9 protein-coding genes are annotated in these 15,896 nt (G+C 43.8%); all 9 read right to left on the reverse strand.

Annotated features, from left to right (window positions below; translation table 11 throughout):
- Positions 1-63: 63 nt before the first annotated feature.
- Positions 64-2,544 (reverse strand): exopolysaccharide transport family protein, encoded by a 2,481-nt coding sequence (locus H9628_RS01630; RefSeq protein ID WP_251832369.1) that lies wholly within the window; start codon positions 2,542-2,544, stop codon positions 64-66.
- On the reverse strand, positions 2,544-3,398 hold the full coding sequence (locus tag H9628_RS01635; protein WP_251832370.1) for a polysaccharide biosynthesis/export family protein: 855 nt from the start codon (positions 3,396-3,398) through the stop codon (positions 2,544-2,546). The genes H9628_RS01630 and H9628_RS01635 overlap by 1 nt, the downstream gene beginning before the upstream one ends.
- Before the next feature lie 31 nt (positions 3,399-3,429).
- A complete protein-coding gene (locus H9628_RS01640) occupies positions 3,430-4,548 on the reverse strand; it encodes a glycosyltransferase family 4 protein (RefSeq protein WP_251832371.1) in 1,119 nt (372 codons plus the stop codon).
- An 8-nt stretch (positions 4,549-4,556) separates the two neighbouring features.
- On the reverse strand, positions 4,557-5,687 hold the full coding sequence (locus H9628_RS01645) for an EpsG family protein (protein WP_251832372.1): 1,131 nt from the start codon (positions 5,685-5,687) through the stop codon (positions 4,557-4,559).
- A 3-nt stretch (positions 5,688-5,690) separates the two neighbouring features.
- Entirely contained in the window at positions 5,691-6,692 is a 1,002-nt protein-coding gene (locus H9628_RS01650; protein WP_251832373.1) for a glycosyltransferase family 2 protein, read from the reverse strand.
- Positions 6,693-6,695: 3 nt separating this feature from the next.
- Positions 6,696-8,219 (reverse strand): hypothetical protein, encoded by a 1,524-nt coding sequence (locus tag H9628_RS01655; RefSeq protein WP_251832374.1) that lies wholly within the window; start codon positions 8,217-8,219, stop codon positions 6,696-6,698.
- Between the two features lie 21 nt (positions 8,220-8,240).
- Positions 8,241-9,317, reverse strand: coding sequence for an arginase family protein (locus H9628_RS01660; protein ID WP_251832375.1), 1,077 nt, complete (start codon positions 9,315-9,317; stop codon positions 8,241-8,243).
- 175 nt (positions 9,318-9,492) lie between these two features.
- A complete protein-coding gene (locus H9628_RS01665; protein WP_251832376.1) occupies positions 9,493-12,600 on the reverse strand; it encodes a T9SS type A sorting domain-containing protein in 3,108 nt (1,035 codons plus the stop codon).
- 632 nt (positions 12,601-13,232) lie between these two features.
- Positions 13,233-15,776: a type I DNA topoisomerase gene (gene topA, locus H9628_RS01670; RefSeq protein WP_251832377.1), complete on the reverse strand. Its 2,544-nt coding sequence runs from the start codon at positions 15,774-15,776 to the stop codon at positions 13,233-13,235.
- Positions 15,777-15,896 lie beyond the last annotated feature (120 nt).

A 15,896-nucleotide genomic window follows, 5' to 3' on the forward strand; every position in this document is an offset into this window, starting at 1 on the left:
GGCAGAAGAACATATTTATGATTAAACAGTTCAAAATCATTTTAAAGCCGGAATTAAGATATTTTACTTTTGTTTGAAAAATGTGCGGATTCTGTCGCGGATTCTGATCAATAAAGGCTGCTGATAGTTCTTATCCTCATCGAAATACCCATAACCGTAACCATAACCGTAGCCGTAGCCATAGCCGTAACCCTGTTTCGCCTCGAAAGCGTTGTAGATAAGGCCCAGGTTTTTCACTTCCTGTGAATGATATTTCTCGGTGATCATCTTCAGCATATACTTTTCGGTATATTCGTGCCTTACCACATAAATGCTGGCATCTGCATAATTCATCAGTTCAAACGGATCTGCCACAAGACCCACCGGCGGAGAATCTATCACGATAAAATCATAATGATTTTTAAGTTCTTCAATGAATTCCCTGTTGCGCTCGCTCATCAGCAGTTCGGAAGGATTCGGCGGTATAGGACCCGATGTAGCGACATGAAGATTGGGGATCTTAGTCGTGTTGATGATTCTTTCGATCTCTACTTCGCCGGTAAGATAATTTGAGATACCGTATTTATTGTCAATTTTAAAATCACCAAAGATCTTCGGTTTCCGGAGGTCCATCCCAAGCAATATCGTTTTCTTTCCGCTTAAACCTAAAACGGAAGCGATGTTGATTGAAATGTACGTCTTTCCTTCACCACCGACCGACGAAGTGAGTAAAATAACTTTCGACTGTTTATCCTCTTTATGCAGAAAACGGAGATTAGCCCGAACACCGCGGAAGGCCTCTGAAATAGACGAACGAGGCTGTTCCAGCACGGTAAGATTGTTTTCATGTGAATTCTTGCCAATGACGCCAAGCAGTGGAATGCGTGTCGCTACTAAAAGGTCTTTTAAATTTCGCACGCGTGAATCTAAAACCTCAGCAATACCCAGAAACAGCAGTGGCAGGAGTACCAATCCACCGATGATGGTGTATTGTGTCCGCTGAACATTGGGCGCGATGGGCCCCTGGCCCAGGTTTTTGGCCGGATCGATCACGGTAATGTCAGATTTATTCGTTGCAACACGCATCTGCGTCTCGTTTTGCTTTGTCAGCAGGATGTTGTACGTAGATTCTATCATATTATAGCCCCGCTCTGCGTCGAGATAGCGGCGCTCTTTTTCAGGATAGGATGCCATTCCGGCACTTTCCGCCGCAATTTCGCGGTCGATCTTAGCGATTTCTACCGCGTAGACATTGTAATAATTCCGCAATGAACCGGTCGAGCTTCCGCGGGCCTCATTTATCAACCTGTTAATCTCGCGCATCGGTTCAGAATTGGGAGTATAGATCAGCGCCAGTTCACGTCTTTTCTCGTACAGTGCTTTTAGTTCAGAAACCGAAGCGGAAAACACACCGTCTTCCACACCGGCTGCACTCGGACTGATCATACGGTCGAGGTTTTGCGACGAAAGTGAGGTGCGAATACTGTTCAGCGAATTGAGTTTTGTGAGAAGATCAGCCTTTTTGAGCTGAAGGTCTTTAATATTTTTAATGGTCTTTTCATCACGGTCTTCGATGTCATAAAGCCCTTCCGAAACTTTCAGCTGGTTCAAAACCGCCGCACTTGAATCCAGCTTTTTACGGATTTCGGCCAGGTTCTGGAACAGATAATCCTGCGTGTTCTTATCTACAGTGTTCTGGTCTATAAGTCTTTTCTTTTGCAGTTCATTTACAGACGTATTAAGAAAATTCACCGTGCCATTCAGGTTATAGCCGCGTTTGCTGATAAGCATTATGCTGTTGATCTCCTTATCAAACTCTACACTGATCGTAGAAACGATATTGTTCACCGTATTGTTGACGGTGGACAGTGTTAGGATGATATTATCAAGCTTTATCTGTGTTTCCTGTGGATTTGGGACAAGTTTGAATTTCAGACCGGGCGATACATACCATTCGTTTATACCAATTATACGGTTTGCAGGCCTTGGGAATGCCGGAACTCGCTGGAAGTTTTCGGCTTTGTACGAATATAGCGTGCTGCTGGGCGCCTCTTCGGGCAAGACAACTTCATAGCGGCTTTTTCCGCGCGGTATAAGTGTGATCGGATAATCTACCTGCTGAAGATGCGATTTATCAACTTCCAGAAAAACCGGTGAATCGTACTTATCGAGATAAGTCCGTTTGATGAGACCTTTTGTGGAATAATTAATAAAAAGATCAAGTTGCTGCACCAAATATTCGTTATGCGAACGCGAAAGGAGCATTTTTTTCAAATAAACACCATCCTGATTACCGGTTTGGCCCCAAATGAAATTAATTGATTGATTTGGCGTGAAATAGCTGGCCGTATTATTTGAAATACTTAAAGAAAGGTTCGAAGCGTAAATGCGTTGCGCGTAGTATTTGCTGTAAATCAGCGAGATAGTGTATCCAAGCAGGGCCATCAGCACAAACCAATACCAGTTGCGAAGTACACGGTGCAGGAAATGCTCGATATCGAACAGCGCGAAGGCACCTAAAGATTCAGATTTTGCCTTTGCTTTATTTTCTTTTTCGGGAATCATCAAAGGCGCGTTAAGATTAGATATATCGAAAGTGCCGTCGTGATGACAGAAACTCCCGTAGTAAGGGTTTGTATCGGATCTTTTCCGAAACCGTTAAGATTCTTTGCCCGCGTATTCAGCAGGATCTCATCGCCGTTCTGTACCCAATAGTAGGGCGAGTTCATCGCATCTTCACGCGTGAGGTCTATTTTCGCAATCTTTATTCCTTCGGGCAGCTTTCTGTGGATGATGATATTCGTGCGGTCCACCGTGCGGTTCAGACCACCATTGATCGCCAATGCTTCTGTAAGTGTGAGTGTGTTTTTATGTGCCTTTTTCTCACCGCTGAGGCCTACGGATTCTACATCACCCAGAATATAATAGGTTATCCCATCGGTATTAAGGCGAACCTCCGATTTACCTTCCACGAAATTCTCATTCACGCGCTGCTGTATTTCCTGCGTGATTTCTTCTAAAGTGCGGCCTTCTGCTTTCACATAGCCAATACCCATTATGTTGATATCACCTTTCGAATCAACCTTTAAACCATTAAAATAAAAAATAGAATTTCCACCCTGACCACCCTGCACATTATTTCCTACAGCGTTTTGTGCGACTCCGCCGCCGTCTGCAGAAGCACTCGTATTCAGGGCAGAATAAAACTGCGCGGCATCACCTTTTGGTGTGGTGAGCACGTTAAGCGTGAGAATATCGTTTTTAGTTACACGGTAAACAGGAACGTTGTACGGAACCAAACCTTCTTCATTGATGACTAATGTTTCGCTGGGCTGGAGATAGCGGACATCTTTAGTAGAAACACAGGAGTGCAGTATTAAGCTTAAAATAATTAAAAAATAAGGGTAATTTTTTTTCATCGATGAAGTGTGTAATAAACAAAAGTAGCAATTAATTGGTTTTCTTTCTTATAAATAGAAGTCCTTTAGGTAAATACGCGCCCATGAACCCTAATGTAATGATGACCAACAGCAGCAGATTTACGTTGATGTGCCTGAAATAATAGGCTGTGCCCACGATCATAAGGTAGTACAGCAGTATATAAAACGTGCTGCGGCGATGTGTGAGACCCAAATCCAGCAACGTATGATGTATATGGTTCCGGTCTGCGCGGAATGGCGACTGACCTTTAAAAGTTCTTATGATGAAGACATTCAGCGTATCTACGATCGGAAGGATCAGGATCGCCATCGCGATAGACGGAGCCGACTGCAAATAATAGCGGGGCACGCCGCGCAGTTCTTTATCTATGAAAATATCAATAAAACAGATGGCTGTGAACGCCAAAAGAAAACCCAAAATCATCGAACCGGTGTCACCCATGAAAATCTTTGTGTTGCGCTGGGCCGAAAGATTATAATATAAAAATGCCGCTACGGACGCAATGATGGTCCCCGACAGCACCACAAGCGGATAATTGTACTCGCCTAAATGGAAATAGCTGATCCCGAACATCGCGCTGCACAGGATCGAGTAACCGCCCGCGAGGCCATCAATACCGTCGATAAGGTTGAATGCGTTAATTAAAACAATGAAAGTGAAGATGCTGATTGCCACGCTGAAGAAATAATTGAGTTCATAAATGCCGAAAAGACCAAAAAAACTTCGCAGCCGCACATCTGAACCAATGACCATGAAGGCGGTGACAATGATTTGCGCGATCAATTTCTTATAGGCACGCATCACCACGATGTCATCCATCACACCGATGTAGAGCAAAATCACAAGCGAGGCAAACAGGAATTTGTAAATATCGAACAGTTCGAATGCAAACACCGAAGCGCAGACGCCAATAGAATAAAAAATAGCGATGCCGCCAAGATTCGGGATTTTACGCAGGTGAGAACTGCGCACGCCCGGCTCATCCATAAGGTTCTTTCGGCGTGAAATCTTCGAAATGGTGGGTATTGTGAAAAATGTCAGCAGAAAAGAACTCAGCATCCCAAAAACTAATTTCAGGTAAAACTGAGGTATGCCGGCATGCTGAAGTAAATTTTTTAATTCATCCATTTGTGTGTTTACCAAAGTGCGTTATTGTACCGGTCTACAGTGAAGCCCCCACGGTGACCGTTGCCGCTGCCAAAATAAAAAAACATCGCGATAAAATATGCCATAAAACCCAAATACAGCACTTGCCGTGTACGTCCTTCCACGGCTTTCACCAAACTCGTAAGGCAAAACATAGTCACAAAAAACATGTAAGCGCCAGGCAGTCTCACCGCAAAAATCTCATTAGACCTGAAAAAATAAAACAGCGCCAGCCCGAAAACGGCAAGATTCCGCATATACTCATACCACCAGATCTCCTCACAACCTTTTTTATCGTAGCGAATTAAAATTACAATAAAAATCAACTTCACCAAATCATTCAGGCCCGTCTCTACCTGCGTACCGTAATAGCGGTCATCCATATAACCCACATATGCACCCGATATGTCCTGAGGCGCCAATGTGCTGAAAAAATCGCCTCCGAGGCGGTAAAGTTCCAGCGGAGAACAGATCAGTGCTACGATGAGCACCCAGAAAATACGCTTGCTGTTCATCGGGATTTTCACAATCCAGTAAGCAGGAAGAAAAACGATGGAAGTTTTGTGGAAGCCGAGCGCGATGTACATGCAAAGCAGAAACATCGGCAGATTTCTGTCCTTAATGAACTTAAAAGAGGCTACGCAAACCGCAATCCCAAGTCCCTGTCGCATCTGCCCGGAATCTTCGAAAAACATGATCGGCATAAAATAAAACAGAATCGCAAGTGACGGATACGCTACATTTTTGAATATCGTAGTGAACTTCAGACTGACTGCAATGATTGCCATGATCAGCGTTACGATATAAAACGGAAAGCCAAAATCAAACACCAGCTTGTTGATGAGCACAAATATCCACTCAATTTCTTCGGTGTTTGGCTGAAACAGCGCTTTATCAAGTACATCCGCATACGTAGTGTACACAGCAAAACCCGAAAAAAGCATCCGGTAAACCGGATAATCTGCGCCTGCATCGAGTCTTAAACCAACGGCGGTGATGATCAGCACGGCGGCAATCCAGGTGTACAAGTTTACTTTTCGGTCCAGTTTAAAGATTTCCATGTAACTCGCGTAGGCAAGAAACAGGAAAATCACGATAAAAACCGGGTGCAGAATCGCCATTTATCAATTTGTGTTTTTAGCCAGCCTTTGCGGCAGGCGACGGAAACCAGCGAAATAAAGCAGGTAAAATATTTGTTTTCCGACGGGTAAAGATAAAAGATAATTTTGCCCAAAACGCTGATAACGTAATATTTCTATGATGCCCAGACCACGATTTTGCGTGAATTTTTTCAGTTCGGCCGCCATTTTCGCTGACGTTTCGGCATCTTTTACAAAAGCCCAGTATGCAAGGAAAGTATAGACACCTTCAAGGATCTGAAAGCGACGCAACTCCTTCTGCTGCCTCCTGTAACGCGATGATGAGAAATATTTCTCCACATCTTCCACCGCGCGCAGAATATCAAGGCCTTTCGAAGTATGCGTGCGCGAAATGGAATCGTTCCTTTCAAGATACCGGTAATAATATTCCGGCGAATGCGCAATGACCGTACTGTCGAGCAAAAGCTGCGGTATAAGCTGAATATCTTCGAAATGAACATCTTTTTTAAACCTTTTGTCTTTAAACAGTTCTTTCTTAAATAATTTATTGCACGCGAAATAAGAAAGGTCCGCAAATGCAGTGAGATCCTCATGAAGGACGACTTTTTCGGGCAAATTTGGAATTTGTGGAAGTTTTTGAAGTTCGTTACCGTACTCATCCACTTTCACGAGGTTGCATAGTGCAATCTGCGCATCGTGTTTTTGGCATAAAGCGTACAATTCCGCGAACATTTTAGGACTCACCTCATCATCGGCATCTACAAAACCAATAAATTCACCCGCCGCGTGGTCGAGACCAAAATTCCGCGCATCGCTCAGGCCGCCATTTTGTTTCTTTAAATGTTTAATGAGTTGCGGATGTTCATTTTCAAATTCTACAATGATAATGGGCGAAGAATCTCTACTACCGTCATCAACCACGATGATTTCAATCTCGCGCAGCGTTTGATTCACCAAAGAACCAAGGCATTTCTTCAGGTATTTCTCAACATTATAAACCGGAACGATCACCGAAACTTTCACCATAACTCAGCGTTTTTTGTACAGGTGATAATCTTTGCCAATTGGCCGAAATTCATAAATCCACTTCAGTATCTGGGGCGCATTTTGCGTCAGTTCCGCAATCTGATAGGTTTTCACGAAACGGTATCGGGAATTGAAAAATTCGGTATCGGCCTGTTTCAGTTGATAATAACTTCCTGTTGCGCCCACTTTGTTTTTTACGGTCAGGATATAATCGGGCTGAAATTTCCGCACAGAATTGACCCACCAGAAATTTTCATCGTTTTGCATTTCAGCGGTAATCTTTTTATTCACCAAACCTACTTCGTCATACGTGTAAAAACCTGTGTAAAACGGAATAATTCCGGCCGGCTCAAGCATTATGGAATGTCGTGGATCGCTATCAACACTCAGTTCTTTCGCAATTTTTCGGCGCTGCCCGTCTTCCATATAGCCTATTGCATAAGACTGCACGAACTGGAAAAGATAAAAAGTGCCGAAAAACATCACCAATCCAAGCAGCAGGAATTTTTTATTTAATGGCAGGAAATTTAGCAGATAAATAATCATTACAACAAACAAAAATACGCGCGGGAGCCAGTAATACCAATCGAAATAGGCTTGAAAGTACGCGAAAACCGAGATTTTCAGCAGGGCGTAAACCGAGATTGCGAGAATCAGAATTTTCTGCTCGCGATTGAACATTTTAGATTTAATAATTTTAAAAAGACAAACGCCTAAAATCAGCAGAAAAGACACGAAAACACCGAGCGTAAGTACCGAATATTTCTTAATCAATCCTCCATAATAAGCCCATTGAAGTACAATATGTTGCCAACTTTGGTCTAAAAAGAAATTTTTATATGCAATTTTTTTGGCTGTTATCGTATGATTCACCAATTCGCCGAAATACAGAAAATTAAACAGAACAACGCTTGAAAGCCCGATAATTCCTGCCATCAGGAAAACGTAATTGAACTTGCGGCGGATGATAAAATCAGCTAAAAACAATACACCCAGAAAAATTGCCGCGTCCAGCCGCGTCCACAGGAGAAGCAGCGGAAACACGAAATAAGCCCAATTTTTCCGGCGATAAACTGCATAATAAATCAGTCCGCAGTAGAGAAAAAACAGGATGCCGTATTCCATCCCAGCGCAGGAAGCGGTGAGCGCCGGGGGCACAATATTAAGCAAAACCACAAACAGAAATTGGCGTTTCAGATCGTCATTAAAGAACAGACGCGCAAGCCAAATGCTTCCCACCGCAAACAAAATACTGCTGAAAACCAGTAGCGGATATACGAAAAAACCCCCAAACAAAAACTGGAAAAACGCCGATACCGCCACATAAAGATGTGTGGTAGAAGCCGAGATACGCTCGGCGCCGTTAAAACCGATTACCCCGAGATCAAGGACATTTTTTGCGACACGCCATGTGATAAATGCATCCTCCTGAATGTGACGTGTAAGGAAGATTGGCACCTTTACCAATACCGTAAGCATGACCCATAATGTTGGGTTGCTGTAAAGTCTGGTTAAAGGTTTCATCATCGGCTTGTGTTTTCAGAAGTGCTAAAATTTCAGGAGCCGCGCCGGCAAATCGCCGCGGATCGCCGCTTCATATTCCTGCCGCGAACAAGGGATAAGGTTTTCACGGTTTTCATCGGAACCAAAATACCACAATCCGCTGAAACTGTCGCGCTGAAAAGTATATTGCGTGTCATCTGCCATGATATGGAAAGTTTCAAACTGCCTTTCCTTGGGATGTGAGCGCTGAATGTTAATGCCTTCCACCAAATGCCAGATCATCTGCGCCAGCAACTGATGATTCAGCTGAGATGATGAATCCGCATTAAAATTAAAGATTCCCGCACAGGCCAGATTATCACTTAGGCCGGCTTCCTTCATGTAAGCACAGATCTCGCGGCGGTTCAGGCCGTTTACCTGCGGCGTGGTAGAAAAACCGTCGCTGAAACTCTCCACCGCGTCACAGTTGACAGTCACCAAATCTGCACGCCGAAAGAAATGTTCGGTATTTTCGGTAGTGTTCATCATCTCTGCCAAACGCACCACATCAAAATCTACTTCCTTCATCAGACGCACAGAATCTACTTCGTTCAGATGCTTTTGGTAGCCAAGGTGATGATAGTTTTTGAGACTGAAATTAGCATCACTGAAGATTTTAGTTAAATAATTATTTTCCGTAATCTCCTCGCTGTTTGCCGCAAGGGAAACTATATTTGAGATTTGTGTGTATGTAAGATTTTTTCGGTGTTGGTTCAGCGCCGAAAAAAGCGAAAAAGCCAGATCGTTGCTGCCTCCGATAACGATGGGGATTATATTTTTCTTAAAGCATGCGAAGAGTAATTCCTGCAGTACAAAATGCGTATCAGCGTGCGATCTCCCCGAAATGAGATTCCCTAAATCGCATACGGGCAAAGTGAAATCGAGTTTTGACAGCTTATTTAGCTCACGCCTTACTTCGCGGTAATCAAGAATTTCAGCATCTCCATCCTTATGACCACGAAAATCTGAACAGTAAATAAGCGCGATCCCACCCTCCTGCAATTCATCCGAAACCTGGCTTCCAAACTGCCATTTTTCCGATTTCAGTTTTCTTGCAGGCATCAATATATCTTCTAAATCCATCAGGACAACCGTATTTTTTTAATGTTTAATTATATGAACAGCAAAGCCGCGCCGCACAAATGTAACGAAAAACTTGCGTCTGACACGCATCTGTTTTTTACAAAAAAGCCGCCCAAACCATAATAGTTCAGGCGGCTTCCAAATGAAAAATTTATTCAATCACTCATTCATCCGGCTAGTTTTTAATAAGTTTTTTACTTACCACGACACCGTCTTTCATCGTAATTTTTATTACGTACACACCGGCCGGTAAGTTGGCGGCAGCTACTCTACCGTTCGCAGTAACGCCGGTCTGCACCAGTTTTCCGCTGAAATCATAGATCTCATAGCTGGATCCGTCTGCATTGTGCAGCGCAAATTCTGTCTGGAACGGATTTGGAGTAATGTGGACTTCCGAACGTGTTTCCGGCATTTCGCGGGGTATCACAACCGGTCGTGCGACAGAAGGTTTATTAGGTTGTGCTGGGGTTCCAAGCAGCCTTTTTTCGTCTTTCGCACACCGTACGCTTAAGCCCGCCTGCGGATAAACGCCTGTACCCGTCTGCACTTTATCATTCTGGAAGAGCATCGCCAGGGCAAAACCGGTATTCAGGTCTGCCATAGAAGCTGTCCATAGGCCTGAACGTGTGGTTTTCACTTTATATTCACCCAGTTCACCGCGGATACCGTCCATCGGGAACTGACCGATGTTATATGCAGGATCTTCAAATTTCCAACCTTTCTGTGAAAGCGTTGCACCTCCATAATATTGTGCGATACTGTGCCACTGATCCTGGATTACACCGCTCTTGCCATACGCATCTGCTCTGTAGCCGTTGTACCATGGCGAAGTTCCTTTCGAACCTGTATAGAGATTTGTGGACGATACATCAGGTACACGCCAGCCTTCCGGACAAGGGTCGAACGGCGATTTCTTGCCGCCGTGTCCCCATCGGTTTGAAGCCTGAGCCGCATCATCTGAAACCCAGTCGCGGATTTGGTTCAAGTCATTCTGGTATTTATCGCCACCGTCAAACGGTGCACCCATTCCTACATGGTATAAAAACCTGAACGGATTTTCCACAGAATAACGGATGTTTTCCTGGATTTTCTTGCCGGGATCGGCAGTTTGTGAGCCATACGCAGAATAAGAAGTTGTAAACTCACTGTCATAGGCAGATTCTGAAAGCTCGTGGTAATAAGTATCCGTTCGCACGGGTGAATCGGTAAGGTGCGCGCCCGATGTAGGAATTCCTAAATAGACGCGGCGTCTTAAACCAGCCCCAGGCGTCGGAATCGGATCTTTTCTGCCCCACTGATAGTGCAGTCCGTTGCTCATTCCTGAATCTATATCATGATAAAGCGCACCAAGGTTACGGTCCATAAAAACGGTAGTAAGTGGTGGATGTTTACTTGCGGCAGCGTTCACGAAATTATATGTCACAGGAACAGGCTGCTCTGTAGTGTAAGTTGTCGGATAGGCTGTGGGATCATCTCCCGGCGCCCAAACATGCCAACTCCAAAGTACAGGGTCCTTTTTTGATCCGTTATGCAGAGCTACCACGGCATTTCCGGTATAGTCAGGATCAAGCAGTATCTCAATTTTTGAATCGCGCGGGTCATTTCCATCTACATTCACCGATACTTTTTTAATAAGATTCGGCGAACTGCTCCACACTACGCTTGCAACCAAGCGGTCAGCACGCGGCATTTCCTGATCTGAAAGCAACTGGTTGTGAACCGCGAACGCTTTGTTCACCGGAATCAATAACTCCGACTGTCCTACAACTATGTATGAATTAGGATTATCAATTCCTTTCGTATAATTTTCTTTGTCAGCCGTAAAATATTGGGTCGCGAAATGGCCAATCTTCGCTAAGTTAGGATCGCGCATGCAACGCACTGCGTTTCCGGTGCGCGTCGGGTTTGTTTGATTATTGAATATAGCATGCAGACCTACAGTGGTATTGGTTCTTTCCGGATCAGAAATCATTGAAAACAGTCTCGCTCCGTCAAATCCAAAAGTAGAACTCCACCAGCCACCATTAGCAGCATTATCCTGAAACATAACGCCTACCGGTGCATTTGGTGCCACAGAATTTGGATAGTAAACATAGGCACCCGGCAGAGGAAGTTGGCCAATGTTGCGGTTGCCGGCTTCAGCACTGGTGAAATCCATACCGATGCCCGGATAAACCTTAATGCCATTCAGGTGCGGATTTACAGCATCCGGGAAAAGCTGGCGGTTATTTATGTTGGTATCCGCATTGTTCCAGTCGCCTTTTTTTCCGAAGAAAGCAAGGTTGTTATTCTGGGTTTCACGTCCGTAATAAGAGGGAATCCGCCATCCGCTAGGGCAGGGATCAAGTTCAGACTTCAATTCATATGAGCGGCTTTCGCTGCTCAAAGTCTGGCTGGAACTGTTGCCGTTTCCGTTTGCACCCTTTGCATTATCAGACCAAAGGTCCCAGGTTACATAATTCGGACTCGCGCCCGGTACCTTGTAGCGGCTGCTGCTAAACCAGTTGCCGCCGGAATCTGTATTTACGATATATTTAATTGGATTTTTTACGGCGTACTGCATGTTTTTTTCGATCTCATCGAAAGGGCGCACCACTATCGGAATTGTATTTACCGCATCTATTTCCGGATGGCGCAGATTTCCGACCTCACCTGAAATGGAATAAAAATCCGCGTCTTTGTAAACCAATGGCGGAAAAGGGTCTTTCCTTCCCCACTCATACATCAGGCCGCCTGTTTTTTGCCAGTCGTGGTCTATAATCCCGTTGGCTGTTGCACCTAGATTTCGGTCCATGTACTGAATGGCAATCGGGTTACCATCTACATCAGTTTCAGTTCCGTGACCGTATGTTACACCGTTCTCGGGGTTATCGGTAACCCAAATATGCCAACTCCAGTAGATGGTGCCGTCAACCTTGAAAGCGATCACTGCATTTCCTTTGCCTTTGCCCTGGTCTATTTTTACCTTGATATTCGAATCGCTGGCATCGCCCGCAGAAACAAGGCTTACCTCGCGAACCAAGCCCGGAACATCCTCCCAGTAAATGGAAGCGGACTGAACGCCGGCTGGGATGGGCGTGGCATTTCCGTTGGTTTTCAAATAGGGATATTTAGCCCACATTTCGTAGGCTTTTTTCACGGGAATCATCAGACCGCCAAAGTTATTTTCCCTGGCCTGATCTAAATCGTAAATATAACTGTTGGGTGCTTTAGTGTAATTCGCAGTCTGCGAAAACACGGCATTTGCCAAGAGGCAAAATACTAACAGATGAAGTTTTATCATTGTAAAAAATTTTCAAATAATTATTTGATCTTTTTTTACATCTTTTGTGTTTAAAAATGGTTCTTCTAACTCACCATATTTGCTAATAACTTCTTTTCATCTGTGTGAGGGCAAATATAAAAATATATGTGGCATAATATTAACCAAATCAAACTTTTTGAATAATATTTTAAACACACCTCACTCTTTACATTGAATTTATATCCACCGCAACCCCTTATCAATGAATATAAATCCTCCCCAACACAGCGCTGGCAGGATATTTTTTGGTTTAAAAGTTTTTAATATGCATTAGATATCGGGTTTTAAAATTTTAGCCTAAAAAATCTGATAAAGTAAAAAACTGAATCAGATCTCGGGAAATTAGCGGATATAATTAAACTTATGTTTAACAATTTTCAATAGGTTAAGAATCTTTAAATTAAAAAGAATTTAAAAACAGAGCCTAACCGGCTGAAAGCATTAATCACAAATTATCAGACGAAACATCTGTTGATAAAATTAAAAATATTTTCGAATGGGAAGCATTTTTATTATTTTTTTTTTAAAATATTATAAATGAAATCCTGCAACGTCATAAAAAATGCGCCCTAACTTTAATTAGGGCGCAGTATTTAATTCAAAATACAAATCTATTTTTTCTTAGCCGTGGTCTTCTTGGTTGCAGCTTTCTTGGCCGGTGCCTTTTTGGTTTTTTCCTTAAACGCATTTTTATCCTGTGCGGTGATCCACTTTTTCACCTCATCGAGCGAAACTTCAGCAAGTTCTTCGGCCGTGAACTTTTCCTCTTTCTTGTTTTTAGGAATTTTGAACATCGCCTTACCAAATTTTATAAAGGGACCCCAACGGCCATTCTCGATCGAAATCTTTTCGTCTTCCCACTGCTTTATGTAGCGGTTGGCTTCTTTATGAAGTTTTGCCTCAATCAACTCCTCAATATCACTTTGCGATAAATTATCGAAATCATACCGTTTCGGCACGTTGATAAACAGCGATTTATATTTAATGAAAGGTCCAAAACGGCCGGTTCCTTTGGTTACATCGTCGCCTTTGTAAGTCGCAATGGGCGCGTCTGCAATCTGCTTTTCCTTAATGATTTCCTCTGCACGTTCCTGTGTAACCGAAAGCGCCTCCTCACCACGTGGAATGCTGATGAAAGCATCACCCCATTTCACGTACGGACCGAAGCGACCCACACCTACAGATACTGGTTTCCCTTCAAAATCCTGCAGATCAAAAGGAACCTTGAAAAGTTCAAGTGCTTCTTCCAAAGTAATGGTGGCTATATTTTGGGAAGGCATGAGGCTGGCAAAAATCGGGGATTCTTCATCATCCTGCTCGCCAATCTGCACCATCGGACCGAAGCGGCCAATTCGTGTGAGAACATTTCTGCCTGTTTTGGGATCTGTCCCTAAAATTCTCTCGCCATTTGCGCGGTCCGCGTTTTCTTCCACGTCAGCAATCTTAGGATGAAAATCTTTATAGAATCCCTGCAACACGTCTTTCCATTTTTCGGCGCCATTGGCTATCTCATCAAAATCCTGCTCTACTTTGGCCGTAAATCCGTAATCCAGGATTTCGGAAAAGTTTTGGGTAAGGAAATCGTTTACCACTTCGCCAATGTCGGTAGGTAAAAATTTATTCTTGTCAGCACCGAATTTTTCGGTCAGCACTTGCTTTTTAATACCTTTTTCGGCGAGCGTGATCTTCATAATCTCGCGTTCCTGTGCCAGGACTTCCCTTTTATCTACGTATTCCCGGTTTTGAATTGTTTGGATGGTTGGCGCATACGTGGACGGACGCCCAATTCCCAATTCTTCCAACTTTTTCACAAGACCCGCTTCAGTGTAACGCGCCGGCGGACGCGAATATTTTTCGGTAGCTTCTATTTTTTTGTAGCTTAAAGGCTCGGCGACAGACACTTTTGGTAATAATTTTTCCGTATTCTCTTCGTCTTCCTCGTCGGTTTTGGTTATTCCATACACTTTAAGGAAACCATCGAATACAATCACTTCACCCTGCGCTTCGAAATGATGCGGAAGTTTTGCATTACCAATCTCGATGACCGTTTTCTCAATTTTTGCATTCGCCATCTGTGAAGCGAGTGTGCGTTTGTAAATGAGCTGATAGAGCTTGTTCAGCTGCACATCCGGCACATTTTTCAATCCAAAATCGGTCGGTCTTATTGCTTCGTGTGCTTCCTGCGCAGAAGCGGATTTTGTATTATAGTTTCGCGGTTTCGAATACTGTTCGCCAAACTCAGAAATAATCTGGTTTTTTGCGTTTTCGATCGCTTCCTGAGAAAGATTTACCGAGTCGGTTCTCATGTACGTGATGAAACCTTCTTCGTAAAGTCTTTGTGCCACACGCATCGTCGCCGTAACACCATAACCGAGACGGTTACTGGCTTCCTGCTGTAAGGTTGATGTTGTGAAAGGAGCAGACGCCGTACGCGAACCCGGTTTTTTCTCAACATTCAGTACTGTAAAATCCACCGTTTGCGCCTGCGAAAGAAAGTTTTCTGCTTCACTTTCCTGTGCGAAATCTTTCTTCAGTTTCGCTGCGATTTCCTGTTTTTGGCTGTTTAAGAAAACGCCATCAACTTTAAATGTTGATTTTGCTTTAAAATCACGGATTTCATGCTCGCGTTCTACAACCAATCGCACGGCAACCGACTGCACGCGCCCGGCGGAAAGACCAGTTTTCACTTTTTTCCAGAGAACAGGAGACATTTCGAAACCAACGATACGGTCCAGTATACGTCTTGCCTGCTGCGCATTCACAAGGTTTTGGTCAATCTTCCGCGGATTTTCGATCGCTTTCAGAATTGCATTCTTTGTGATTTCATGAAAAACGATGCGCCGCGTATTGTCTTCTTTAAGTTTAAGTTCCTGCGCAAGATGCCACGCAATGGCCTCTCCTTCCCGGTCTTCATCGGATGCCAGCCACACAGTTTCAGCTTTTTTCACTGCTGCTTTAAGCTCGGTAACCAGTTTTTTTTTGTCCGCAGACACTTCATAATCAGGCGTGAAGGTCGCCAAATCTATACCCATCCCTTTTTTAGGAAGGTCGCGGATATGGCCGAAACTCGACTTCACCTCGAAATCCTTACCTAGATATTTTTGGATGGTTTTCGCCTTCGCAGGCGACTCTACTATAACAAGATTCTTAGACATTCACTAACTTTTTGCAAAAGTAGAAGTTTTTTTTTAATGACTTCCAGGTGACACGTCAGCATGCATTAAGCTCGGGTTTTGGTAGTTTTCAATTACATATACCAGGCATTGCATACAATC

It is taken from the genome of Kaistella pullorum (assembly GCF_014837035.1).
Taxonomy (GTDB): domain Bacteria; phylum Bacteroidota; class Bacteroidia; order Flavobacteriales; family Weeksellaceae; genus Kaistella; species Kaistella rhinocerotis.

Coding starts and splice junctions, on each gene's coding strand:
- H9628_RS01630 (WP_251832369.1), bottom strand. CDS start 2,544: ATGATTCCCGAAAAAGAAAATAAAGCAAAGGCAAAATCTGAATCTTTA.
- H9628_RS01635 (WP_251832370.1), bottom strand. CDS start 3,398: ATGAAAAAAAATTACCCTTATTTTTTAATTATTTTAAGCTTAATACTG.
- H9628_RS01640 (WP_251832371.1), bottom strand. CDS start 4,548: ATGGATGAATTAAAAAATTTACTTCAGCATGCCGGCATACCTCAGTTT.
- H9628_RS01645 (WP_251832372.1), bottom strand. CDS start 5,687: ATGGCGATTCTGCACCCGGTTTTTATCGTGATTTTCCTGTTTCTTGCC.
- H9628_RS01650 (WP_251832373.1), bottom strand. CDS start 6,692: ATGGTGAAAGTTTCGGTGATCGTTCCGGTTTATAATGTTGAGAAATAC.
- H9628_RS01655 (WP_251832374.1), bottom strand. CDS start 8,219: ATGATGAAACCTTTAACCAGACTTTACAGCAACCCAACATTATGGGTC.
- H9628_RS01660 (WP_251832375.1), bottom strand. CDS start 9,317: ATGGATTTAGAAGATATATTGATGCCTGCAAGAAAACTGAAATCGGAA.
- H9628_RS01665 (WP_251832376.1), bottom strand. CDS start 12,600: ATGATAAAACTTCATCTGTTAGTATTTTGCCTCTTGGCAAATGCCGTG.
- topA (WP_251832377.1), bottom strand. CDS start 15,776: ATGTCTAAGAATCTTGTTATAGTAGAGTCGCCTGCGAAGGCGAAAACC.